Source organism: Enterobacter cloacae complex sp. ECL352, assembly GCF_020149545.1.
Classification (GTDB): Bacteria; Pseudomonadota; Gammaproteobacteria; order Enterobacterales; family Enterobacteriaceae; genus Enterobacter; species Enterobacter asburiae_B.
This window is the reverse complement of sequence record NZ_CP083709.1, coordinates 263,402-287,125: the sequence shown is the minus strand read 5'-3', so window position 1 is coordinate 287,125 and position 23,724 is coordinate 263,402. Positions and strand designations below refer to the sequence as shown.

28 protein-coding genes and 1 other annotated feature are annotated in these 23,724 nt (G+C 55.9%); of the genes, 12 read left to right on the top strand and 16 right to left on the bottom strand.

All coding sequences use genetic code 11. From position 1 onward, the window contains the following. Positions 1-22: 22 nt before the first annotated feature. Genes oppB through LBF07_RS01345 form a run of 5 tightly spaced genes read left to right on the top strand, consistent with a single transcriptional unit; the run spans position 23 to position 4,776 of the window. Complete coding sequence (gene oppB / locus LBF07_RS01365; RefSeq protein ID WP_008502786.1) at positions 23-943, top strand: oligopeptide ABC transporter permease OppB; 921 nt, start codon at positions 23-25, stop codon at positions 941-943. Between the two features lie 14 nt (positions 944-957). Beyond that, positions 958-1,866 carry an oligopeptide ABC transporter permease OppC gene (gene oppC, locus LBF07_RS01360; RefSeq protein WP_023312096.1) on the top strand — a complete coding sequence of 303 codons (909 nt, stop codon included), beginning with the start codon at positions 958-960 and terminating at the stop codon, positions 1,864-1,866. Positions 1,867-1,877: 11 nt separating this feature from the next. Then, positions 1,878-2,891 carry an ABC transporter ATP-binding protein gene (locus LBF07_RS01355; protein WP_023312095.1) on the top strand — a complete coding sequence of 338 codons (1,014 nt, stop codon included), beginning with the start codon at positions 1,878-1,880 and terminating at the stop codon, positions 2,889-2,891. Further along, positions 2,888-3,892, top strand: coding sequence for a murein tripeptide/oligopeptide ABC transporter ATP-binding protein OppF (oppF, locus tag LBF07_RS01350; RefSeq protein WP_023312094.1), 1,005 nt, complete (start codon positions 2,888-2,890; stop codon positions 3,890-3,892). The genes LBF07_RS01355 and oppF overlap by 4 nt, the downstream gene beginning before the upstream one ends. Positions 3,893-3,939: 47 nt before the next feature. Next, positions 3,940-4,776, top strand: coding sequence for an ion transporter (locus tag LBF07_RS01345; RefSeq protein ID WP_094934721.1), 837 nt, complete (start codon positions 3,940-3,942; stop codon positions 4,774-4,776). A gap of 31 nt (positions 4,777-4,807) precedes the next feature. Here LBF07_RS01345 and LBF07_RS01340 read toward each other — a convergent pair whose 3' ends face one another. Both LBF07_RS01340 and cls read right to left on the bottom strand, forming a co-directional pair. Then, positions 4,808-5,137 (bottom strand): HI1450 family dsDNA-mimic protein, encoded by a 330-nt coding sequence (locus LBF07_RS01340; RefSeq protein ID WP_006810881.1) that lies wholly within the window; start codon positions 5,135-5,137, stop codon positions 4,808-4,810. Between the two features lie 33 nt (positions 5,138-5,170). After that, positions 5,171-6,631, bottom strand: a complete 1,461-nt coding sequence (gene cls / locus LBF07_RS01335; protein ID WP_029741729.1) for a cardiolipin synthase — start codon at positions 6,629-6,631, stop codon at positions 5,171-5,173. 144 nt (positions 6,632-6,775) lie between these two features. Here cls and LBF07_RS01330 point away from each other — a divergent pair, with 144 nt between their 5' ends. From LBF07_RS01330 to LBF07_RS01320, 3 genes are all read left to right on the top strand, one after another. After that, on the top strand, positions 6,776-6,949 hold the full coding sequence (locus LBF07_RS01330; protein WP_086379783.1) for a YciY family protein: 174 nt from the start codon (positions 6,776-6,778) through the stop codon (positions 6,947-6,949). A 109-nt stretch (positions 6,950-7,058) separates the two neighbouring features. Next, a complete protein-coding gene (gene leuE / locus LBF07_RS01325; protein WP_087822735.1) occupies positions 7,059-7,694 on the top strand; it encodes a leucine efflux protein LeuE in 636 nt (211 codons plus the stop codon). A 93-nt stretch (positions 7,695-7,787) separates the two neighbouring features. Further along, positions 7,788-8,741: a helix-turn-helix domain-containing GNAT family N-acetyltransferase gene (locus tag LBF07_RS01320; RefSeq protein WP_094934671.1), complete on the top strand. Its 954-nt coding sequence runs from the start codon at positions 7,788-7,790 to the stop codon at positions 8,739-8,741. 41 nt (positions 8,742-8,782) lie between these two features. On the opposite strand, the gene LBF07_RS01315 is transcribed toward LBF07_RS01320, so the two are convergent. Further along, the gene (locus tag LBF07_RS01315) at positions 8,783-9,079 is read right to left on the bottom strand and encodes a YciI family protein (protein ID WP_029741731.1); all 297 of its coding nucleotides are present in this window, start codon (positions 9,077-9,079) and stop codon (positions 8,783-8,785) included. Between the two features lie 220 nt (positions 9,080-9,299). On the opposite strand from LBF07_RS01315, the gene tonB reads away from it, so the two are divergent. Next, the gene (gene tonB / locus LBF07_RS01310) at positions 9,300-10,022 is read left to right on the top strand and encodes a TonB system transport protein TonB (RefSeq protein WP_058841307.1); all 723 of its coding nucleotides are present in this window, start codon (positions 9,300-9,302) and stop codon (positions 10,020-10,022) included. A 38-nt stretch (positions 10,023-10,060) separates the two neighbouring features. Here tonB and yciA read toward each other — a convergent pair whose 3' ends face one another. The 4 genes from yciA to LBF07_RS01290 form a co-directional block, all read right to left on the bottom strand. Then, positions 10,061-10,456, bottom strand: a complete 396-nt coding sequence (yciA, locus tag LBF07_RS01305) for an acyl-CoA thioester hydrolase YciA (RefSeq protein ID WP_008502796.1) — start codon at positions 10,454-10,456, stop codon at positions 10,061-10,063. A gap of 104 nt (positions 10,457-10,560) precedes the next feature. Further along, positions 10,561-11,100 (bottom strand): septation protein A, encoded by a 540-nt coding sequence (locus tag LBF07_RS01300; protein ID WP_025756566.1) that lies wholly within the window; start codon positions 11,098-11,100, stop codon positions 10,561-10,563. Between the two features lie 56 nt (positions 11,101-11,156). Beyond that, positions 11,157-11,900, bottom strand: coding sequence for a YciC family protein (locus LBF07_RS01295; protein WP_094934670.1), 744 nt, complete (start codon positions 11,898-11,900; stop codon positions 11,157-11,159). Positions 11,901-11,925: 25 nt separating this feature from the next. After that, positions 11,926-12,330, bottom strand: coding sequence for a YkgJ family cysteine cluster protein (locus LBF07_RS01290; protein ID WP_033145751.1), 405 nt, complete (start codon positions 12,328-12,330; stop codon positions 11,926-11,928). Positions 12,331-12,612: 282 nt separating this feature from the next. Between LBF07_RS01290 and ompW the strand changes: the two genes are divergently transcribed. Beyond that, the gene (gene ompW, locus LBF07_RS01285) at positions 12,613-13,245 is read left to right on the top strand and encodes an outer membrane protein OmpW (RefSeq protein ID WP_023312086.1); all 633 of its coding nucleotides are present in this window, start codon (positions 12,613-12,615) and stop codon (positions 13,243-13,245) included. A 46-nt stretch (positions 13,246-13,291) separates the two neighbouring features. On the opposite strand, the gene LBF07_RS01280 is transcribed toward ompW, so the two are convergent. The 9 genes from LBF07_RS01280 to trpL form a co-directional block, all read right to left on the bottom strand. Then, positions 13,292-13,630 (bottom strand): hypothetical protein, encoded by a 339-nt coding sequence (locus tag LBF07_RS01280; protein WP_071891551.1) that lies wholly within the window; start codon positions 13,628-13,630, stop codon positions 13,292-13,294. A 126-nt stretch (positions 13,631-13,756) separates the two neighbouring features. Beyond that, the gene (gene yedF / locus LBF07_RS01275) at positions 13,757-13,990 is read right to left on the bottom strand and encodes a sulfurtransferase-like selenium metabolism protein YedF (RefSeq protein ID WP_003856774.1); all 234 of its coding nucleotides are present in this window, start codon (positions 13,988-13,990) and stop codon (positions 13,757-13,759) included. Continuing rightward, on the bottom strand, positions 13,987-15,198 hold the full coding sequence (gene yedE, locus LBF07_RS01270) for a selenium metabolism membrane protein YedE/FdhT (protein WP_094934669.1): 1,212 nt from the start codon (positions 15,196-15,198) through the stop codon (positions 13,987-13,989). The genes yedF and yedE overlap by 4 nt, the downstream gene beginning before the upstream one ends. 180 nt (positions 15,199-15,378) lie before the next feature. Next, the gene (trpA, locus tag LBF07_RS01265) at positions 15,379-16,188 is read right to left on the bottom strand and encodes a tryptophan synthase subunit alpha (protein WP_033145748.1); all 810 of its coding nucleotides are present in this window, start codon (positions 16,186-16,188) and stop codon (positions 15,379-15,381) included. Continuing rightward, positions 16,188-17,381 (bottom strand): tryptophan synthase subunit beta, encoded by a 1,194-nt coding sequence (gene trpB / locus LBF07_RS01260; protein ID WP_094934668.1) that lies wholly within the window; start codon positions 17,379-17,381, stop codon positions 16,188-16,190. Before trpB ends, trpA begins: the two co-directional genes overlap by 1 nt. Before the next feature lie 10 nt (positions 17,382-17,391). Further along, entirely contained in the window at positions 17,392-18,750 is a 1,359-nt protein-coding gene (gene trpCF, locus LBF07_RS01255) for a bifunctional indole-3-glycerol-phosphate synthase TrpC/phosphoribosylanthranilate isomerase TrpF (protein ID WP_094934667.1), read from the bottom strand. Positions 18,751-18,753: 3 nt separating this feature from the next. Then, positions 18,754-20,349 carry a bifunctional anthranilate synthase glutamate amidotransferase component TrpG/anthranilate phosphoribosyltransferase TrpD gene (trpD, locus tag LBF07_RS01250; RefSeq protein ID WP_058841298.1) on the bottom strand — a complete coding sequence of 532 codons (1,596 nt, stop codon included), beginning with the start codon at positions 20,347-20,349 and terminating at the stop codon, positions 18,754-18,756. Then, complete coding sequence (locus LBF07_RS01245) at positions 20,349-21,911, bottom strand: anthranilate synthase component 1 (protein ID WP_094934666.1); 1,563 nt, start codon at positions 21,909-21,911, stop codon at positions 20,349-20,351. Before LBF07_RS01245 ends, trpD begins: the two co-directional genes overlap by 1 nt. Positions 21,912-21,934: 23 nt before the next feature. Next, positions 21,935-22,028: a sequence feature (Trp leader region), on the bottom strand. Next, positions 22,005-22,049 (bottom strand): trp operon leader peptide, encoded by a 45-nt coding sequence (trpL, locus tag LBF07_RS24670; RefSeq protein WP_106993556.1) that lies wholly within the window; start codon positions 22,047-22,049, stop codon positions 22,005-22,007. It overlaps the preceding feature by 24 nt. A 139-nt stretch (positions 22,050-22,188) precedes the next feature. Here trpL and rnm point away from each other — a divergent pair, with 139 nt between their 5' ends. Together rnm and LBF07_RS01230 are read left to right on the top strand one after the other, a co-directional pair. Next, positions 22,189-23,070, top strand: a complete 882-nt coding sequence (rnm, locus tag LBF07_RS01235) for an RNase AM (RefSeq protein WP_032656720.1) — start codon at positions 22,189-22,191, stop codon at positions 23,068-23,070. Then, complete coding sequence (locus tag LBF07_RS01230) at positions 23,067-23,687, top strand: L-threonylcarbamoyladenylate synthase (protein WP_003856793.1); 621 nt, start codon at positions 23,067-23,069, stop codon at positions 23,685-23,687. The genes rnm and LBF07_RS01230 overlap by 4 nt, the downstream gene beginning before the upstream one ends. The last annotated feature ends 37 nt before the right edge of the window (positions 23,688-23,724 follow it).

Here is a 23,724-nt window from a genome sequence, read left to right as displayed (position 1 = left end):
CACACGCCAGAAGGTACGGGCAATGTTGAAATTTATCCTACGTCGCTGTCTTGAAGCGATTCCAACGCTATTTATTCTCATCACGATTTCCTTCTTCATGATGCGTCTTGCGCCGGGCAGTCCATTTACCGGTGAGCGTACGCTACCGCCTGAAGTTATGGCGAATATCGAAGCGAAATACCACTTGAACGATCCTATCTCCACCCAGTACTTCAATTACCTGAAGCAGCTGGCCCACGGCGATTTTGGACCGTCATTTAAATATAAAGACTATTCCGTTAACGACCTGGTCGCGTCCAGCTTCCCGGTTTCGGCTAAGTTGGGTGCTGCGGCATTCATTCTGGCCATCGTTTTCGGGGTCACCGCGGGCGTCATCGCCGCGCTCAGACAAAATACCAAATGGGATTATGCCGTAATGGGGGTGGCAATGACCGGGGTAGTGATACCCAGCTTCGTTGTCGCGCCATTACTGGTGATGATATTTGCCATCACGCTGAAGTGGCTGCCTGGAGGCGGCTGGAACGGCGGGGCACTGAAGTTCATGATTTTGCCGATGGTGGCATTATCTCTGGCGTACATCGCCAGTATCGCGCGTATCACCCGTGGTTCAATGATCGAAGTGCTGCACTCGAACTTCATTCGTACCGCGCGCGCTAAAGGGCTGCCGATGCGTCGGATTATCTTCCGCCACGCGCTCAAACCGGCGCTGTTGCCCGTGCTTTCCTACATGGGACCGGCATTCGTCGGGATCATCACTGGCTCTATGGTTATCGAAACAATCTACGGCCTGCCCGGCATTGGTCAGCTGTTCGTTAACGGCGCGCTCAACCGCGACTATTCGCTGGTGCTGAGCCTGACCATTCTCGTCGGTGCGCTGACCATTCTCTTTAACGCTATCGTCGATGTGCTGTATGCCGTCATCGATCCGAAAATTCGTTACTAACGCTGGAGCACGCCATGATGTTGAGTAAGAAAAACAGCGAGGCGCTGGAAAACTTCAGTGAAAAACTGGAAGTAGAAGGTCGTAGCCTCTGGCAGGACGCGCGCCGTCGCTTTATGCACAACCGTGCAGCGGTTGCCAGTCTGGTTGTTCTGGTGATCATCGCGCTGTTTGTGACCCTGGCGCCGATGTTGTCGCAATTTACCTATTTCGACACCGACTGGGGCATGATGTCCAGCGCGCCGGATATGGAATCAGGCCACTATTTTGGCACGGACTCCTCGGGACGCGATCTGCTGGTGCGTGTCGCTATCGGTGGCCGTATCTCGCTGATGGTCGGTATTGCTGCCGCGCTGGTGGCGGTGATCGTGGGTACGCTCTACGGTTCACTTTCCGGCTACCTCGGCGGCAAAATAGACTCGGTAATGATGCGTCTGCTGGAAATCCTGAACTCCTTCCCGTTTATGTTCTTCGTCATCCTGCTGGTGACCTTCTTCGGCCAGAATATCCTGCTGATCTTCGTGGCCATCGGGATGGTGTCCTGGCTGGATATGGCGCGTATTGTTCGCGGCCAGACGCTGAGCCTCAAACGCAAAGAGTTTATTGAAGCGGCGCAGGTAGGCGGTGTGTCCACCGGGAATATCGTGGTTCGCCATATCGTTCCTAACGTGTTGGGCGTGGTCGTGGTCTACGCGTCGCTGCTGGTACCGAGCATGATTCTGTTCGAATCTTTCCTGAGCTTCCTGGGTCTGGGTACACAAGAGCCACTGAGCAGCTGGGGCGCGCTGCTGAGCGATGGCGCAAACTCGATGGAAGTTTCACCGTGGCTGCTGCTTTATCCGGCGGGTTTCCTGGTCGTTACCCTGTTTTGTTTTAACTTTATCGGCGATGGCCTGCGTGATGCCCTCGACCCGAAAGACCGTTAAGGAGCGCCGTCATGACAATTATTGAAACGGCCACTGCGCCACAGGCGCAACAGCAGAATAACCTTCTGCTGGATGTGAAAGATCTCCGCGTGACCTTTAAAACGCCGGACGGGGATGTTACCGCCGTCAACGATCTCAACTTCAACCTGCGCGCGGGTGAAACGCTGGGGATCGTGGGGGAATCCGGTTCCGGAAAATCCCAGACCGCTTTTGCGCTGATGGGCCTGCTGGCTGCTAACGGCGTGATTGGCGGCTCCGCTAAATTCAACGGTCGTGAAATCCTCAACCTGCCGGAACACGAGCTGAACAAGCTGCGCGCTGAGCAGATCTCGATGATTTTCCAGGATCCCATGACCTCGCTGAATCCGTATATGCGCGTAGGCGAGCAGCTGATGGAAGTCCTGATGCTGCACAAAGGCCTGGGCAAAGCGGAGGCCTTTGAAGAGTCGGTCAAAATGCTGGATGCGGTGAAAATGCCGGAAGCGCGCAAGCGTATGCGCATGTTCCCGCACGAGTTTTCTGGCGGTATGCGTCAGCGCGTGATGATCGCGATGGCGCTGCTGTGCCGGCCAAAGCTGCTGATTGCCGATGAACCTACCACCGCGCTGGACGTTACCGTACAGGCGCAGATCATGACCCTGTTAAACGAGCTGAAGCGCGAGTTCAACACGGCGATTATCATGATCACCCACGACCTGGGCGTAGTGGCGGGCATCTGTGACAAAGTGCTGGTGATGTACGCCGGTCGTACCATGGAATACGGCAAAGCGCGCGATGTCTTCTATCAGCCAGCCCATCCGTACTCGATTGGTCTGCTGAACGCGGTGCCGCGTCTTGATGCGGAAGGGGAATCCCTGCTCACCATTCCGGGCAACCCGCCAAACCTGCTGCGTCTGCCGAAAGGCTGTCCGTTCCAGCCGCGCTGCCCGCACGCGATGGAAATCTGCAACAGCGCTCCGCCGCTGGAAGAGTTTGCACCAGGCCGTCTGCGCGCCTGCTTTAAGCCGCAGGAGGAGCTGGTATGAATGCATTAGATGAAAAACGCAACGTGCTGCTCGAAATTGCCGATCTTAAAGTGCATTTCGACATCAAAGACGGCAAACAGTGGTTCTGGCAGCCGCCGAAGACCCTGAAAGCGGTGGACGGCGTCACGCTGCGCCTGTACGAAGGGGAAACCCTGGGCGTGGTGGGAGAGTCCGGCTGCGGTAAATCGACCTTTGCGCGAGCCATTATCGGTCTGGTCAAAGCCACCGACGGTAAAGTGGCCTGGCTGGGTAAAGATCTGCTGGGCATGAAGCCCGACGAGTGGCGCGAGGTGCGCAGCGATATCCAGATGATTTTCCAGGATCCGCTGGCATCATTAAACCCGCGCATGACCATCGGTGAGATTATTGCCGAGCCGCTGCGCACCTATCATCCGAAGATGTCTCGTCAGGAAGTGCGCGACCGCGTGAAGGCGATGATGATGAAAGTCGGCCTGTTGCCAAACCTCATCAACCGCTATCCGCATGAGTTCTCCGGCGGTCAGTGCCAGCGTATTGGTATTGCCCGTGCGCTGATCCTCGAACCGAAGCTGATTATCTGCGATGAGCCGGTTTCCGCGCTGGACGTGTCCATTCAGGCGCAGGTGGTTAACCTGCTGCAGAAGCTGCAGCGCGAAATGGGGCTGTCGCTGATCTTCATCGCGCATGACCTGGCCGTGGTGAAACACATCTCTGACCGCGTGCTGGTGATGTATCTGGGGCATGCCGTGGAGCTGGGCACCTATGACGAGGTGTACCACAATCCATTGCATCCTTACACCAGAGCGCTAATGTCCGCGGTGCCGATCCCCGATCCGGATCTGGAAAAGAATAAAACCATCCAGCTTCTGGAAGGGGAATTACCCTCGCCGATTAACCCACCGTCAGGCTGCGTCTTCCGCACGCGCTGCCCGATGGCCGGGCCGGAATGTGCTAAAACGCGACCGGTTCTGGAAGGCAGTTTCCGACATGCGGTTTCCTGCCTGAAAGTAGACCCGTTATAATCGCAAGGGCTGACATCATGTCAGCCCTTATTTTTTGCGAGGTAACTGTGTCGCGTTTATTCACGTCAGCCCGTCGGCGGCTATATCATTTTTTATTCGATCCTGAAACGGTTTCCGGGCGACGCTTCGAAGGTCTGTGCGGTTTATTTGCGCTCCTCAGCGTGGTTGTCATCTTTATTGAATCGGGTGCCGGGACGCAATACCACCTGACGTTTGACGAATGGCATATCTTTGTCTGGCTTGAGCTGGCGATTACCCTGGTTTTTACCGCTGAATATCTCCTCCGGGTAATAGCCTGGCCCAATCCGGCCAGATATGTTTTCAGCTTCTGGGGATTTATCGATTTAGCCACCATCCTGCCGCTCTATGTCATGTGGCTGTGGCCGGAGATCAGCCTGAGTTATGTCTTTGCCTGGCGAGCGATGCGCGTGATTCGGGTATTACGTATTCTGAAATTGCTGCGTTTTATGCCGTCATTACGCGTGTTCTGGAGTGCGATCGTCAGCGCCCGGCATCAGCTTATTTTGTTCTACTCGTTTATTGCCATCGTCATGATTGTTTTTGGCGCGCTGATGTATTTAATAGAAGGGCCTAAATATGGCTTTACGACGCTCAATGCGTCCGTCTACTGGGCCATTGTGACCGTCACCACCGTGGGCTACGGAGATATTACGCCCCATACACCACTTGGGCGCATCGTGGCGTCCGTGCTGATTTTGATTGGCTATTCAGTGATTGCGATCCCGACGGGACTTATTACCACACACATGAGCAGCGCGTTTCAGAGCCGCAAGCAGCAGCGTAAGTGTCCTCATTGCCAGCAGGGCGAACATGAACACAGCGCGCGGTTTTGTTACCGCTGCGGCAGTGAATTGCCGGAGTAAATAAAAAAGGCTGCAATCGCAGCCTTTTTTATTATTCGCGCCAGAGAATATGGCACAGCTTGTGGTCTTTCTCGCGACAGAGCAGGACGCGGGCGAAAATATCGTTAATTTCGCCGCCGTCTTCATCGGCCAGCCCAATCACCACTTCGGCAAAGAAGTCAGGATTCAGGTCGAAATCCACATGCTCAGCCCAGTCTTCTGAAGGGTCGAACAATTCAGCGCCGCCGCGCTCTTCGAACTGCAGATTGAAGAGGATCACGTCTGCGGGATCGAGATTATCAACCGCCAGTTCGAGAAAAATGTCATAGGCCTGCTCGAGCGTTTCGTCTTCGGTCAGGCGATTGTTCAGATCCATTTCCATGATGACTACCTGTTTAACATCGTTGGGCACGTTTTACAGCAACGGACTAAAGAAGTAAAACAGTCGTTCGGCAATTCTCTGCCACATCGGACGTTTTACCCACAGTCTGGCATCCAGCAGCCGCGAGCGGGAGATATAATCATCCTGCACCGCCGCAAGGTCGCCGCCAAAGCCGGCATCATCAATGACCAGCGTGATTTCAAAGTTAAGCCACAGGCTGCGCATATCCAGGTTGACCGTGCCCACCAGGCTCAGCTCACCGTCGACAAGAACGCTCTTGGTGTGGAGCAATCCGCCTTCAAACTGATAAATTTTTACCCCTGCGGCCAGCAGTTCGCTGAAGAATGCCCGGCTGGCCCAGCCCACCAGTAGGGAGTCATTTTTGCGTGGCAAAATGATGCTCACATCGACACCGCGCTGCGCGGCGGTACAGATCGCGTGCAGGAGGTCGTCGCTGGGGACAAAGTAGGGCGTCGTCATGATCAGATATTCACGCGCCGAGTAGGTTGCCGTCAGCAGTGCCTGATGGATTAAGTCCTCCGGGAAGCCTGGCCCGGAAGCAATGGTATGAATAGTGTGACCGCTCGCCTCTTCAAACGGCATAATATTGCCGTCCGGCGGTGGCGGCAGGATACGCTTGCCGGTTTCTATTTCCCAGTCGCAGGAATAAACGATGCCCATCGAGGTGGCAATCGGCCCCTCCATTCGCGCCATCAAATCAACCCATTGACCTACGCCCGAGTCCTGTTTGAAGAAGCGCGGGTCAACCATATTCATGCTGCCGGTGTAGGCAATATAGTTATCGATCATGATCATTTTGCGATGCTGACGGAGATCCATCCTGCGCAGAAACACGCGCAGGAGATTTACCTTCAGCGCTTCAACCACTTCGATCCCGGCATTACGCATCATGCCCGCCCAGGGGCTACGGAAAAATGCCACGCTACCCGCGGAGTCAAGCATCAGGCGGCAGTGAATGCCGCGCCGCGCGGCGGCCATCAGCGATTCAGCGACCTGGTCAGCCATCCCGCCGGGCTGCCAGATATAAAAAACCATCTCGATATTATGACGAGCCAGCTGAATATCGCGGATTAACGCCTGCATGACGTCGTCGGACGAGGTCAGCAGCTGCAGTTGATTGCCCTTAACGCCGCCAATCCCCTGACGGCGCTCGCACAGCTTAAACAGTGAGGAGGCGACGCTGCTGTTCTCCTCGGCAAAGATATGTTTGCAGGCTTTAAGGTCGTTAAGCCACTTCGCGGTGGAGGGCCACATGGCACGGGCGCGCTCGGCGCGGCGTTTACCCAGATGAAGCTCACCGAAAGAGAGATAGGCAATAATTCCCACCAGCGGGAGGATATAAATGATCAGAAGCCAGGCCATGGCAGAGGGTACGGCTCTGCGCTTCATCAGGATGCGTAATGTCACACCCGCGATTAACAGCCAGTATCCCAAAATGACCAGCCAACTCACCACGGTGTAGAAGGTTGTCATAGGTAAAAAAATCCTTTTGAAAGCGTATTGTTATGAGTGTACGCATCAGGATTCATCTGGCAAATAAAAACGCCAGGTAAAAGCGCTGGTTTGCTGCCGGGTTGGGTTTATAATGGCGACTCTGTAAGTTAAAGAGTTGTAGACATGAAGCGCAGTAGAACAGAAGTAGGGCGCTGGCGCATGTTGCGACAGGTGAGTCGTCGCAAGGCTCGTTGGCTGGAAGCACAATCCCGCCGCAATATGCGTATTCACGCCATCAGAAAATGTGGATTGACCAGACACCGCAATGCGTTGCTGTTCGCAGTCCAGGATATCTGAAACCATGAGGGCACCGTAACGGGTGCCCGCTGATTTTATAGCGTCTGATTTTTTAGGAATAGCGTATTTGCAGCGATATTCCTGTTGTGTTTAGCAAAAGGAGGGAGAAGTGTTTGCGGAGTTTGGCGTACTGAATTTCTGGACGTATGTTGTCGGCGCGTTTTTTATCGTGCTGGTGCCAGGGCCGAATACCCTGTTTGTGCTCAAAACCGGGATCGGTCACGGCGTTAAAAAAGGGTATCTTGCCGCCACGGGCGTATTTATCGGCGATGCGGTGCTGATGTTTCTGGCCTGGGCGGGCGTCGCGGCATTAATCCAGACCACGCCGGTATTGTTTAATATCGTGCGCTATCTCGGGGCTTTCTATCTGCTCTGGCTGGGCGGCAAAATGCTCTGGTCGGTGGTGAACCGCCAGAAAAACGCGAATGAGAGCGGCCCCGAACCGGCCAGTATGATCATGAAACGTTCGCTGGTATTAAGCCTGACCAATCCCAAAGCGATTCTGTTCTACGTATCGTTCTTCGTTCAGTTCATTGACGTGAATGCACAGAGCACTGGAACTTCTTTCATGATCCTCGCGACGACGCTGGAGTTGATAAGCTTTATGTACATGAGCTTCCTGATCTTCTCAGGCGCGTTTGTCACGCGTTATCTGAAAACGAAAAAGAAACTGGCAAAGCTGGGGAACGGGCTGATAGGGCTGCTGTTTGTCGGGTTTGCGGCGAGGCTAGCGTCGCTGCATTGATGGTTTGAAAGGCTCCTGAGGGAGCTTTTTTATTATGTTTGACAGCCCCTCATTGGTTAGTTGTATAGTGCAACTAAATGATGAGGGCACAACATGCACAGCGAAACCCCGGTAGTCAGTGTTATTCGACGTTCCTCGCGCCTGATGGTGCGAGAGTTAGGTTTTATGGCCTCGACCCTGGCCTCAACGAATTACTCACCGTCCACCGTCCATACCCTGGTCGAAATAGCCCTACGCAAAGAGATGACGGCGAGTCAGCTGGTGCAGCTGCTGGGCCTGGATAAATCCAGCGTCAGCCGGATGCTGGCTCGCCTGATTGCTGCGGGCGAACTCGAGGAAGTGACTTCACCTGAAGATGCGAGAGCGAAGAGCCTCAGGCTGACCGCGAAAGGCCATGAGACGGTCAGTAAAATTAATACCTTTAGCAATGATCGCGTGGTCTCAGCAATAAAGAGTCTGGCTCCTGCGCAGCAGCAGACCATTTCTGAAGGACTCTCCCTTTATGCCAACGCGCTGCTGGCGTGCCGTGAGACAGGCAGCGACACGCGCCCCGACGAGCTCACGATAGTGCAGGGATATATTCCCGGCATGATTGGCCGTGTCGCGGAGATACACGGGGTCTATTACGCGCGCGAGCATCATTTTGGCCGTTTTTTTGAGGCCAAAGTGGCTACGGGAGTTGCGGAATTTAGTGACCGCCTGGATAAGCCATGCAACCAGATCTGGCTGGCGGTGATGAACGGCAGGATAGTGGGGTCAGTGGCGATAGATGGCGAGGATTTAGCCCCGGGTGAAGCCCATCTGCGCTGGTTTATTCTCGACGATGGCTGCCGGGGACACGGGGTGGGGAAAAAACTGCTGACCGAAGCGATGCGCTTTTGCGACAGCGTAGGTTTCTCTGCCGTGCATCTCTGGACATTCAATAAGCTGACCGCCGCACGACGTTTATACGAATCGTTTGGATTTACGCTCGTTAAAGAGTGGGAGGGCGATCAGTGGGGAACCCTTATAACGGAGCAGCAGTTTACCCGGCGCAGAGACGCGTAACTTCCACCATAAAAAAGGCTCCTTTCGGAGCCGCTTTGGTTTCAGAACACTTTCTTATACGGTCGAACCGTCACTTTCGCATACACACCTGCGGCAACATACGGATCTGCGTCAGCCCATGCCTGAGCGCTTTCCTGAGATTCAAACTCAGCAATCACTGTGGAACCGGCAAAACCGGCGGCGCCCGGATCGTTGCTGTCTACTGCAGGCATTGGGCCGGCGGTCAGTAAACGGCCTTCATCCTGGAGCAGCTGCAAACGTGCCAGATGCGCAGGGCGCACAGCCTGGCGTTTTTCGAGCGAATCAGCAACATCTTCAGAGTAAATCACGTAAAACACGGCGAAGCTCCTTAACCGGTAAAAGTGTCAGTTACGTTATGTGAAAGGGCAAACGACTGCAATGTAAAATAAAAACAATGTTAATACCCTGATCTGAATGCGCCTTTTTTGGCCTCTCATGCGCTAAAGTTGCGCCAGAACAAAGTGTCTTATTGAATATGATTGCTATTTGCATTTAAAATCAGTGTTCGGTTTTTTAACGTTGATGATTATGACTTCGATGACCCTTGATTTACCTCGCCGCTTCCCCTGGCCGACGCTGCTTTCTGTCGTGATTCACGGTGCTGTTGTGGCGGGTTTGCTGTATACCTCGGTTCATCAGGTTATTGAAATGCCCGCGCCCGCGCAGCCGATTTCGGTGACGATGGTATCGCCAGCGGATCTCGAACCGCCGCAGGCTGCACCTCCGCCACCGCAGCCGGTGGCTGAACCTGAGCCAGAGCCCGAGCCTGTTCCGCCGCCACCGAAGGAAGCGCCGGTGGTGATCCACAAGCCTGAACCGAAGCCAAAACCTAAGCCGAAGCCAAAACCGGTGAAGAAGGTCGAGGAGCGTCCGAAACGCGAGGAACGTCCGGTTGAACCACGTGCGACCCAGACGGTCGAGAATGCGGCGCCTTCGCGTCCGGTGATGAATAACACCGCAACCGCGCCTAAGCCGACAGTCAGTGCCCCCGCGGGCCCGCGCGCACTGAGTCGCAACCAGCCTCAGTATCCGGCGCGGGCGCAGGCCTTACGTATTGAAGGCCGCGTACGGGTTAAATTTGACGTCACTGCCGATGGCCGCGTGGATAACGTGGAAATCTTGTCCGCTCAGCCTTCCAATATGTTTGAGCGCGAAGTGAAATCGGCGATGCGCAGATGGCGCTATGAAGCCGGAAAACCGGGCAGCGGACTGATTGTGAATATTGTTTTCCGCCTGAACGGCGGGGCGCAGATGGAATAAAAAAAGCCTCCTGATGGAGGCTTTTTTTTGCCTGTCGATCAGGCCTGCGGAAGTTGACGAGGTTTTCCCTCGCTATCGACTGCAACATAAATAAACAGCGCTTCAGTGGCCTTATAACGCTGTCCAATGGGTTCAGAAGAGACTTTCTTAACCCACACTTCGATGTTGATTGAAATAGAGGTGTTGCCGCGTTTGACGCAGCGCGCGTAGCAGCAAACCACATCTCCCACCGCAACCGGGCGCAGGAAGGTCATGCCGTCCACTCGCACAGTCACCACGCGCCCGTGGGCAATCTCTTTAGCCAGAATTGCGCCGCCCATATCCATCTGCGACATCAGCCAGCCGCCAAAAATATCGCCATTGGCATTGGTGTCAGCGGGCATTGCCAGTGTGCGTAAAACCAGTTCGCCCTGCGGGGCGTTAGTTGTTGTCATTGTTTTAACTCGTAACGGAAGACTTCAGGCGGGATGCTACTATGATTTCACAGCGGAGAGAATAGACCAGAACGCCTGTCGTAGACGTTCTGGTCAGTCATTAATCAGTGCTTGTCGTCCTGCGGCATGTGGCGATAGATGTATACGCCGCTTAACAGCGTGAAGATAAGCGTCAGCGCGGTCAGGCCGAAGACCTTAAAGTTGACCCAGATATTCTGCGGCAGCCAGAAGGCAATATAGATATTGGCAAGACCACAGAGAATAAAGAAGACCGCCCAGGCGATATTTAGACGGGACCAGACTTCCTGAGGCAGCGTCAGCTCTTTGCCCAGCATGCGCTGGATCAGCGGCTTTTTCATGACCCACTGGCTAATTAACAATGCGCCCGCAAACAGCGCGTAAATAACGGTCACTTTCCACTTAATAAATTCATCATTGTGGAAGAACAGAGTCAGCCCGCCGAATACGGCGACCAGGACGAAGGTAACCAGCGCCATTTTTTCGACTTTACGATAGCGAACCCAGCTGTAGATGAGTACAACAGCGGTCGCAACGATCAGCGCAGTGGTCGCGGCATAAATATCGTACAGCTTATAAAAAGCAAAAAAGACCACGAGCGGTAAAAAATCAAGAAACTGCTTCATTCTGTGATTCCATCTTCTGAGCGGGGCGGGAGGCAGCGATGCCGCCCGCCTCAGGATTACTGACGAATTAACATATACAGGCGGAACAGATAGACCAGCAGTACCGCTGAAATCAGGTTGCTCAGCGTATTCGCCACTACCGCGCCAACGTTCGGCGTTAATACCGCAAAATTCGGTGCAAACAACAGCAGGAGCGTTTTGGCGAGCAGCCAGCCGATCACGGCGGGAGCCACCAGACGCATATTCGCCCATGCCAGTCTGATGCTGCTGCGCATCGCGGTAAAAATCCCCATCTTATCTTGCACGACCATCACAGGCGCAAATGAGAGCACGATAGCCAGTAATACGCCCGGCACCACGACCAGCATAATCCCCATTTGCACCAGCAGGGTGGTTAAAAAGATCAGGATAAACAGCTTAGGTAAGACTGGCGCACTGGCACCAATCGCCCGTAAGGCGCTGACCCGGTGACCCGCCGATACCAGCTGAATCATCAGCAAAACGCCGCCCGCCAGAACCGCATTACCAATCAGGCCTGAGAACGTGGACGCGGCAGACGCCCGCAGCAGAATTTGCTGCTGTTCCGGCGTCATGTTTTGCACCAGTTCAAATAGCCCCACGCTTCCGGCAAGATGGTCGCCCTGGCTCAGGCTGGCAATCTGTTCATCACTCGGTGAGAAGGCATGGCCCAGCACCACCGTGATAAAGGCACATAGCAACGCGATCAGTAAAAAGGTTATGAACTGATTGCGGAAAAAGTTTCCCGTGTCACGGTAGACAGACTTCGCCGTGATAGACATGCACTCTCCTTGAGTATTGCAGGTGTTAATTAGCCGGCAATTGTACACCGGATGCACCTGCTGTGGCAGCATCAAGGCTTGTATGGAAAAGCATATCTTTGTAAAGCGGCGGTAATCCAACGCGCGCCCGGGCGCGATTGCAGGCTTCGTTGACCTGCCCATCTTCCCTCGACATGGCAAATTCCCGGCACGGGCTGGGCCGATCCTCATAAATGGAACATCGGGTAGAGACCCCTGGCTCACCCTGTAGCGCTACGCAGCGGGCCTGCTTTTGGTTTGTGCCGCTCATGCAGCGCAGAAAGGGCGTTAACGGCTCAGTAAGATGAACCGGAACGGTACCGCCGCCATCGCTGGCTTCGGCCCAGTAGAAAGAGACTCGAAAATACGCACAACAGGCTCCGCACGTCATGCACGGGTTAATGTCACTCATGGCACACCTGCAAAAGAAGAACGCATCAAATCAACTTGTGAGAGCGATAAATTATCCAGCCGTCAGAGGAAGAGCAAGAGGGGGAAAAGGGAAAATTTTGTAACCGTGAAATGCCAAAAATTGACATGGAAACAACTTATCGCTTTTGGATGTGTAACAAAAAATTAATCCAGATCAATGAATGTTAAGTTACTGGTTTTAATGTGATCTGTAGCAGATCACTTATTACTCATTTGTGAGTATATTCTCATCCGCGATTAAAACCACAACGATGGAGCGGATATGAAAAAATTAGCGGTGGCAGCCCTTGTATTAAGCAGTCTCTCTGGCGGCGCGTATGCGCATGAAGCAGGCGAATTCTTTATTCGTGCCGGTTCGGCTACGGTTCGCCCAACTGAAGGATCGGATAACGTGCTGGGTATGGGCGGTTTTAACGTCAGTAATAACACCCAGTTAGGGTTAACGTTCACCTATATGGCGACGGAAAACGTTGGTGTTGAGCTTCTGGCTGCAACGCCGTTCCGTCATCGCGTGGGTCTGGGCGCAACCGGTGATATCGCTACGGTTCACCATTTACCGCCAACGCTGATGGCGCAATGGTACTTTGGCGATGCCAGCAGCAAGGTGCGTCCTTATATTGGCGCCGGTGTGAACTACACCACCTTCTTTGACGAGAAGTTTAACGATACCGGTAAAGAGGCCGGTCTGACTGACCTCAGCCTGAAAGATTCCTGGGGCATGGCGGGGCAGGTCGGTCTGGACTATCTGATTAACCGCGACTGGTTGATTAACGCCTCGGTCTGGTACATGGATATTGATACGGACGTACGCTTCAAGGCGGGCGGTCAGCAGCAAAGTATCAATACTCGCCTGGATCCATGGGTGTTTATGTTCTCTGCGGGTTATCGTTTCTGATCCCCCGTCAAACTGGCCACAGGGTGGCCAGTTTGCTTTGCTCACTTCAAAACGACGGATAAACCGGCCGCTCATCAAGCTTTACGCAGTGCCTCAGGATATTTTCCCCATCATATAAATAGCTGAAAGCGTCGCTGGACAGGGAATGAAAAAGAATATCGCCGTTGGCAAACGGGATGATTTCGGTATCTCCCGCACGTTTATGTCCCGCACCGGTTTCAAAATGACCGTGCCATCGCTCCTGGGTATGGTCATAAACGTGCAGAATGACCTCGACAAGTCCTCTTTGCGGACAATTAAGGCGCAGGAAGGTAGAAGAGAAATTCAGGGGCAGCGCATGGAAGGGAATTAATAAGGCGAAAACCAGTAAAGCTCGTAAATACATCAAACCGCGAAAACCTCCTTCAAAAGGGAAGTGAGATTTTACTTAAGTCAAAGATCGCGTTTTTGCCGTGGATCAAGATGTCTTATAATTCAATGCTATAAAGGCCCCTCGCGAGGCCCTTAGCGATCATTTTTGAATCAAATAGCGAATGGTCGGGCCATCCTGCTGGATATCCAGCACCGTGTAGCCGTGGTTTTTCGCATCCAGCGGAATGTTGTTGATGGACTGCGGACAGTCGCTGACCACTTCCAGAATTTCCCCTTTTTTGAGCTGCGGTAGGGCTTCAAGCGTGGCAACAGCCGGATAAGGGCAGGGTTCACCGACCATATCCAGACGGTAATCGGGCACGATCTCTTTCATGCAGCATTCTCCTGGGTTTCTGTTTTAACACTCGCGCGACGGAAGAAGCGTTTCTCCTGCGCGACAACCAGTAAAAAAGCGACCAGCAGCAGGGCATAGGTGACCAGCAGGCCGCCGAGAGGGCCGAAGGTGCTCAGCAGATTGACCTTGTCCCAGCTCGTGGCAAGCGCCGGGGACAGATCGTCCCAGAAGTACGCCAGGATCGTCGAGCCGATAACATTTCCCAGGCCCACCCACCAGTAATGCACCTGACCTTCAACGGCGCGGTACATCCAGCCGGTTTCGCATCCGCCAGCCAGCACGATCCCGAAGCCAAACAGCAGGCCGCCAATGACCGCGTTAGGACCGGCCCACATGATTTTCGGTTCAACGCCCAGCTGAACATAGCTGAAGATACCGATGGCGCTGACCGCCATCCCGGCGATAATCGCCTTTGCCATCATCGTGCGGCCGGTGATCCACATATCGCGAAACGCGGAGGTAAAGCAGATCTGCGCGCGTTCAATGAGCAGACCAAAACCCACGCCGAACAGCATCGCCAGGCCGAGTTTGGGCTGATTCATCGCAGTGCAAAGCGCCCAGGCGACCATAGCCAAAAAGACCAGCATACCGAGGCGGAAACGGCGACGCGCCTGGTCCGGCTTCTGGGTTAACGGAGACGCTGCGCTGACTTTTGTCATTTTCACCGGAATGCGGAACAGCGGCAGCAGGGTAAATTTGGCACCGAAGTAAGAGCCGATGGCCGTGGCGACTGCAAAGAACCAGGCGTGAAGCGAAAACTGAGGAATACCCGTAAAGAAAGCGGCCAGGTTACAGCCCATCGCCAGACGGGCGCCAAACCCGGCAATGATACCGCCGACCACCGCCTGCATTATGCGAATACGGCTTTTGGGCATCCGCAACTTAACGTTGTTTGCCCACAGCGCCGCCGCGAAACAGCCGCCGAACATGCCGACGATCATCATCCCGTCGATGCGGGTAAGCGGCGTGCCGTCCAGATGAATGAGTTTAAAGTACCCCCACTCTTCGGCATGCACGCCAGCGAGCTGTAGCAACTGACCACCCCAGCGGGTGAACTCGCCGGTCACGGCCCAGAAGGTGCCGGTGATGCCGAAATAGTAGGTAGAGAGAATGCCTGCCGCGATAACGGCCGGGACAGGTGACCAGAACTTAACCAGGTAAGTCTGTTTGAAGGCGTGCCATGACATGAATAAGCCTCTGAACTCAGAAGGATTAAAGATAAAAAAGAGTCCAGATCATACGCTTGCACGCCAGAATGGAAAGCCATTCACGCCGAAAATATCGACGGGATCAATTTTGAGGTAATCCGTTGTAGAAGGTGGGGAAGGAAGGGTAACCGTCTGGCAGGAAGCCAGACGGTGGAAGGGTTATGCTTTACGCGTCGCCGCTTTCATTGCGGTCACAAACGCTTTCAGCTCGGCCAGCATCTGCTCTGGCTTGTCCACGTTCTTCTCGATGATCTTCACAATTGCGGAGCCGGAGATGGCACCTGCCGCCTTCGCGTCAATCGCTGCGCTGACCTGATCCGGGGAGGAAATCCCGAACCCCTGCAGCGGAGGCGCGGCATGGTACTCGGCCAGCTTCTCCACCAGATGATGCAGCGGCAGTGCGGCTTTATTCTCGGCACCGGTCACGCCCGCGCGGGAGAGCAGGTAGGTATAGCCGCGTCCGTAAGAGGCAATCTGGCGCAGCAGGGCGTCATCGGCGTTCGGCGGGCAGATGAAAATCGGGGCGACGTTATGGCGCATGGCCGCCTGACGGAATGGCGCAGATTCCTCGACCGGCACGTCTGCCACCAGAACGGAGTCGACGCCCACGCGTGCGCACTCGGCGTAAAACTCATCGATACCGCGGTTGAACACCAGGTTGGCGTACATCAGCAGGCCGATCGGAATGGTCGGGTGCTTCTGGCGAATCGCCGCCAGCATCTCGAAGCACTGGGTCGGCGTCACCCCGGAGGCGAATGCGCGCAGCGTCGCATTCTGGATGGTCGGGCCATCCGCCAGCGGATCGGAGAACGGAATACCCAGCTCCAGCGCGTCGGCACCGGCCTCAATCAGGGTGTCGATGATCTTCAGCGACTGTTCCGGGCCCGGATCGCCCAGGGTGACGAAGGGAACGAAAGCGCCTTCCTGGCGGGATTTCAGCTCTGCAAATACGTTATCGTAGCGTTCCATCAGATTTCCCCTCGTGCTTTCAGAATATCGTGAACGGTGAAGATATCTTTGTCACCGCGGCCGGAAAGGTTTACCACCAGCAGCTGTTCTTTTTCCGGGTTTTCTTTCATCATTTTCAGCGCGTGCGCCAGGGCGTGTGAAGACTCCAGCGCCGGGATGATCCCTTCGCTGCGGCACAGCGTTTTAAAGGCTTCCAGCGCTTCGTCATCGGTAATGGAGACATAGTCCGCGCGGCCGGTACTGTTCAGGAACGCATGCTGCGGCCCGACGGACGGGAAGTCGAGGCCGGCAGAAATAGAGTAAGACTCTTCAATCTGGCCCTCATCGGTTTGCATCATCGGGGATTTCATCCCGAAGTAGATCCCCACACGGCCATGCTTCAGCGGCGCGCCGTGTTCACCCGATTCAATGCCGTGCCCGGCAGGCTCTACGCCAATCAGACCCACGCTGGTGTCGTCGATAAAGTCTGCGAACATGCCGATGGCGTTAGATCCGCCGCCAACGCAGGCGATCACCGCATCCGGCAGACGCCCCTCTTTTTCGAGGATCTGCGCTTTGGTCTCTTCACCGATCATGCGCTGGAATTCGCGCACGATAGTCGGGAACGGGTGCGGGCCCGCCGCGGTACCGAGCATATAGTGCGCGGTTTCATAGCTGCCAGACCAGTCGCGAAGCGCTTCGTTACAGGCGTCTTTCAGCGTCGCGGAGCCGCTGTGCACCGGGATCACTTCCGCTCCCATCAGACGCATACGGAAGACGTTCGGAGACTGACGCTCAACGTCTTTCGCTCCCATATAGATGCGGCATTTCAGGCCGAGCAGGGCGCTGGCAAGCGCAGAGGCCACGCCGTGCTGACCTGCACCGGTTTCGGCGATGATTTCGGTTTTGCCCATACGTTTCGCGAGCAGCGCCTGGCCCAGCACCTGGTTAGTTTTATGCGCGCCGCCGTGCAGCAGGTCTTCACGCTTCAGATACAGCGTGGTTTTGGTGCCTTCCGTCAGGTTGCGGCATTTGGTCAGCGCGGTCGGACGACCGGCGTAATTTTTCAGCAGGTCGGTAAATTCCGCCTGAAACGCCGGATCTTTCTGCGCGCTGACAAACGCTTCTTCCAGCTGGCGCAGCGCGGGCATCAGGATTTGCGGGACGTACATCCCGCCGAACTCACCAAAATACGGGTTAAGTAATGTCGTCATCTTCTCTTCCTTAATATGCACGCAGAGTTTTAAATACCGAGGCCAGCTTGCTGGCATCTTTGATACCCGGTTGGGACTCTACGCCTGAATTGAAATCGAGGCCTGCGCAGCCGGTTTTAGCGGCTTCTACGCAGTTATCCGTGCTTAATCCGCCCGCCAGCAGGACGTTGTCTAGCTTTTCGCCGTTCAGCAGCGACCAGTCAAAACGCTGGCCGGTGCCGCCCTGGCCGTTATCGAGGACGTATCTGTCCACATGGTTCAGGTTACGCGAGGGCAACGTATCGCCAACGCTTTGTGCTTTCCAGATCTGCACCTGTGGTGGCAGCGCGGCGCGCAGGGTATCAATGTAGCGCTGGTCTTCACTGCCGTGGAGCTGCACCGCGCTCAGGGATAGCGCGTCGGCTTTTGCCGCAACGTCTGCAATATCTGCGTTGCGGAAAACGCCCACGTAGCCGAGCGGAGCCGCTGCGATGACCTTACGCGCCTGCTCTTCACTGACCGCGCGAGGAGAGGAGTCCACAAAGATCAGCCCGCCATAAATCGCTCCGGCTTCATACGCGGCCTGGGCATCCTGTTCGCGGGTTAAGCCGCAGACTTTGTTTTCACCCAGCAGCACGCGACGTACCGCCGCATTGAGATCGTCATGTTCCATCATGGCGGAGCCAATCAGGAATCCGTTGGCGAAGTGGCTCAGCTCGCGCACCTGGGCGTAGCTGTTAATGCCGGATTCGCTGATCACCGTGACGCCAGACCCCAGACGCGGCGCCAGCTGACGCGTACGGTTAAGGTCAATGGACAGGTCGCGCAGATCGCGGTTGTTAATGCCGACCACTTTGGCTTCCAGCGCAATCGCGCGCTCCAGCTCCTCTTCATTGCTCACTTCGGTCAGCACGCCCATGTTCAGGCTGTGCGCCACGGCGGAAAGCTGGCGATACTGCTCGTCGTCGAGCACTGAGAGCATCAGCAGGCAGGCGTCGGCCTGGTAAAAACGCGCCAGCCAGATCTGATACGGGTCGATAATAAAGTCTTTGCACAGGATCGGCTGCGGCGCGATGCCGCTGACGATCGGCAGAAAATCGAAGCTGCCCTGAAAATATTTCTCATCCGTCAGCACGGAGATGGCTGACGCGTGATGCTTATAAATGCCGGCAATACGCGCCGGGTCGAAATCGTCACGAATAACGCCTTTGGACGGGGACGCTTTTTTGCACTCAAGAATAAACGCGGTGCGCGTCCCCCGCAGGGCGTCATAGAAACGACGGCTGCTCGGGACGACGTCATTCTGGAAACTGGCAAGCGGCTGCTGTTGCTTGCGGGCTTCCACCCAGATGGCCTTATCGGCAACGATTTTCGCTAAAACGGTCTGCATTCTTTACCCTCTTGCCGCAAGTGCGGTAACGCGATCGTAAGCTGCACCGGAGCGCAGTACATCCAGAACTTTTTGAACGTTGGCCTTCAGGTCTTCCTCACCGTGCAAACGCATCAGCATGGCGACGTTGGCAGCAACGGCGGCCTCATGGGCAACCTCTCCTTTACCTTGTAATAAGCGCGTGAGAATGTCACGGTTTTCTTCCGGCGTACCGCCTGCCAGCGCTTCCTGATGGTATGGCGCAAGGCCGAAGTCGGCAGCGTCCAGCTGATAGCTCAGGATTTCGCCGTCGCGCAGTTCGGCCACCAGCGTTGGCGCATGAAGAGAAACCTCATCCATACCGCCGCTGTGCACCACGGCGGCACGCTGATAGCCCAGCACGCGCAGCGTCTCGGCAATCGGCAGAACCAGCTCAGGGCTGTAAACGCCAATCAGCGCCAGCGGCGGGTGGGCCGGGTTGATCAGCGGGCCGAGCACGTTAAACAGCGTGCGGGTTTTGAGCTGCTGACGAACCGGCATCGCGTGGCGGAAACCGGTGTGGTACTTCGGCGCAAACAGGAAGCAGACGCCCAGGTCATCCAGCGCTTCACGGGAACGCTCGGCGTTCATATCGAGGTTAATACCGAATGCGGCGAGCAGATCGGAAGAACCTGACCGGCTGGAAACGCTGCGGTTACCGTGCTTCGCGACCTTCAAACCGCACGCCGCCGCCACGAAGGCGCTGGCGGTGGAGATATTGATGCTGTTACTGCCGTCACCGCCGGTACCGACGATATCCGCAAACTGATAGTCCGGGCGCGGGAACGGGGCGGCATTTTCCAGCAGGGCCGTAGCGGCACCGGCGATCTCCTGCGGGCTTTCGCCGCGCACCTTCATGCTCACCAGCGCGGCTGCCAGCTGTTCAGGCTTCAGCTCGCCGCGAACCACGGCGGAGAAAAGCTGATGGCTCTCCTGCTGGCTCAGGGTCTGCGCCTGATACAGTTTTTCCAGAATCGGCTGCAGGGTATTGGTCTGCTCCAGCTTCTGTAACGCCCAGTCCAGCGTCTGCTCCAGCAGGCGGGCGCCGTGGGAGGTCAGGATCGATTCCGGGTGGAACTGCAGGCCGCAGACGCGGTCCGCATCGTGGCGCACCGCCATCACCATGCCTTCAAACGAGGCGTTGATCGTCAGCCCGGCGGGAATATTGCTGCCAACCAGCGAGTGATAGCGCGCGACCGGGAGCGGGTTCGGCAGCCCGGCAAACATCGCCTGGCCGTCATGTTCAATGCTGGACGCTTTACCGTGCAGGATCTCACCCGCCTGGCCGACGTAGCCGCCATAGGCTTCAACAATCGCCTGATGGCCGAGGCAGATGCCGACGATCGGCAGTTTGCCGCGCATACGGGTCAGCAGCTCCGGCATACAGCCGGCTTCGCTCGGTGCGCCTGGCCCCGGGGAGAGCATCAGCACCGGGTTTTGCATGGTGGCCAGACGGTCAATCAGGGTCTGGGCCGGAACGTGGTTGCGGTAGATAACGACGTTGTGGCCATTCGCACGCAGCTGATCTGCCAGGTTATAGGTAAAGGAGTCGATATTATCGAGCAGCAGAATGTCAGCCATCAGAAAATCTCCTGTGCATGGTGTGCGGTAGCAATGGCGCGAAGGACCGCACGGGCTTTACTGCGCGTTTCGTCAGCTTCAGACTGCGGAACAGAATCAAGAACAATCCCGGCACCCGCCTGGACGGTGGCGATACCGTCTTCGACATAGGCGGAGCGGATTACGATGCAGGTGTCGAGATCGCCGTGCGCGGTGAAGTAACCCACCGCGCCGCCGTAGCTGCCGCGACGGCGTCCTTCGGCGGCGGCAATCAGCTGCATGGCGCGGACTTTCGGCGCGCCGCTCAGGGTGCCCATGTTCATGCAGGCGCGGTAGGCGTGCAGCACGTCGAGATCGTGGCGCAGCTCGCCGACCACGCGGGAGACCAGGTGCATCACGAACGAATAGCGGTCGACTTTGGTCAGGTCCGCCACGTAGCGGCTGCCTGGGGTGCAAATGCGAGCCAGATCGTTACGCGCTAGGTCAACCAGCATCAGGTGCTCGGAGAGTTCTTTGTGGTCGGTACGCATTTCGAGTTCGATGCGGCTGTCCAGATCGCGGTCCAGCGAGCCATCGGCGCGACGCCCGCGTGGACGGGTACCGGCAATCGGGTAGATCTCAATCTGACGGCTGGTGGCGTCGTATTTCAGCGAGCTTTCCGGCGAGGCGCCGAACAGCGTGAATTCGTTGTCCTGCATGAAGAACATGTACGGGCTTGGGTTACTCTTTTTCAGCACGTCGTAGGCTGCGAGCGGCGACGGGCAGGGCAGCGAGAAGCGACGGGACGGCACGACCTGGAAAATTTCCCCGGCGCGAATCGCCTTTTGCATCTGGCGAACCACGGCGCCGTACTGATCGTCAGTCTGGTTAACGTCGCAGGTCATTTTTTCCACGCGCTGCACCGGCAGCGCGGGCGGTGCTTCCGTCATCTGCTGCTGCAGCTGAGCGATGCGGTATTCGAGACGTTTTTTCTCAGCGGCAGACGGCGTGAACAGGCTTGCCTGGATGCGGGTGTATTGCTTCTGGTGATCGATCACCAGCAGAGTTTCAGCCAGATAGAAGCAATAATCCGGGCAGCGATTACCCTGCTCGGTTTCCGGCAAATCTTCAAAACCGGCAACCAGGTCGTAAGCAAACAGCCCGCCGAAGAACATCGCTTCACGCTCGTCTTCCGGCACGGTGACCAGATTCTGCAGCAGGCGGAAGGCATCGAAAACGGACAGGGAGCAGAGGCGCGCGTCTTCGTCCAGCAGCTGGCTCACCGGCGGGAAATGCAGAATGCGCATTTCTGGATGATGTTCGTTTTCAATGCCTGAAGGCAGGGCGGCATCCAGCAGCGGCAGCAGCGATGCGCCATTGTCTGATAATGCCTTGATGGTGACAGTGTCACCTAAAGCGGTAATGCGCAGCGCGCTATCGACCAGCAGCAGGCTTTTGAGATCGTCCTTGCTGTCGATATCCGCCGATTCCAGCAGCAGCGTTGCCGGACGTGCCCCGCACACCTGATGAAACAGCGCGGTCGGGTTGTGGCGATAGGCCGCCTCGCAGGTCAGCAGTTCGAGATGAGGTTTGGCTGTTTGCATGTTGTTGTTCTCATATTTTGTTCAAAAAAAAGCCCGCTGGGTAGCGGGCGGGTATCTGTTTGCATTTCGCAGACGCGTGACACTGCCCGAAGATCAGGAAGTGCGCCACCAGCCGTGCAGAGTGAAATGTGCTGTCATTTTCAGATACCTTTCTCGTGTGAACTTGCGTACTAGTTAACTAGTTCGATGGCGAGTTGTCAACCCTTGATTTCAGAATTTCACGTTAAGTCGGTATCATGGTGTTTTCGGATGTCTCCAACCTGTTATGGGAAGTGCTTTGAGCGATACCACCTACGCCATTATTTATGATTTACACAGCCATACTCAGGCCTCTGATGGCCTGCTGACACCCGAAGCCCTGGTTCATCGCGCCGTTGAAATGCGTGTCGGCACGCTGGCGATAACCGATCACGATACGACAGATGCCATTCCGGCGGCGCGCGCCGAGATCGCCCGCAGCGGGCTGGCGCTGAATCTGGTGTCCGGCGTCGAGATCTCGACCGTCTGGGAAAACCATGAGATTCATATTGTTGGCCTGAATATCGATATAGACCATCCGGCACTTACGGCATTTTTGCAAGAACAAAAAACGCGCCGCAATCAGCGCGCAGAGATGATCGGCGAGCGTCTGGAAAAGGCGCATATTCCGGGCGCGCTGGAAGGCGCGCAAAAGATGGCGAACGGCGGGGCGGTCACCCGCGGTCATTTCGCCCGTTTTCTGGTCGACGCGGGCAAAGCGACGACTATGGCGGACGTCTTTAAAAAGTATCTGGCGCGCGGTAAAACCGGATACGTTCCGCCACAGTGGTGTACAATAAAACAAGCTATTGATGTGATTCATCATTCTGGCGGTAAGGCCGTGCTGGCCCATCCTGGGCGGTATAATCTTTCTGCTAAATGGCTGAAAAGGCTGCTGGCACACTTTGCCGAATGCGGTGGCGAGGCGATGGAAGTCGCCCAGTGTCAGCAGGCGCCCAACGAGCGCGCGCAGCTCGCGACCTATGCCCGCCAGTTCGGCCTGCTTGGGTCACAGGGCTCTGATTTCCATCAGCCCTGCGCGTGGATCGAACTGGGGCGCAAGCTCTGGTTGCCCGCTGGCGTTGAGCCGGTCTGGCAGCTCTGGGAACAGCCGCAGCAAATTGAAGAGAGGGAAGTATGAGTCAGTTTTTCTATATCCATCCGGATAACCCGCAGCCACGTCTGATCAACCAGGCCGTGGAGATCGTCCGCAAAGGCGGCGTGATTGTCTACCCGACCGATTCAGGCTACGCGCTGGGCTGCAAAATCGAAGATAAAGGGGCAATGGAGCGCATTTGCCGTATTCGCCAGCTGCCGGACGGCCATAACTTTACCCTGATGTGCCGCGATCTCTCTGAGCTGTCGACCTATGCGTATGTTGATAACGTGGCGTTTCGCCTGATTAAGAACAACACGCCGGGCAACTACACCTTCATCCTGAAGGGCACGAAGGAAGTACCGCGTCGTCTGCTGCAGGAGAAACGCAAAACCATCGGCATGCGCGTGCCGTCGAACCCGATTGCGCAGGCGCTGCTGGAAACCCTCGGTGAACCGATGCTCTCAACCTCGCTGATGCTGCCCGGAAGCGAGTTTACCGAGTCCGATCCGGAAGAGATCAAAGATCGTCTGGAGAAGGTGGTCGAGCTGATTATTCACGGCGGCTATCTCGGCCAGCAGCCGACCACCGTGGTCGACTTAACCGAAGATGCACCGGAAGTGATTCGTGAAGGCGTGGGTGACGTAAAGCCTTTCTTGTAAAGGTATAAGCAGATATACTACGCGGCCATCAAAGCAG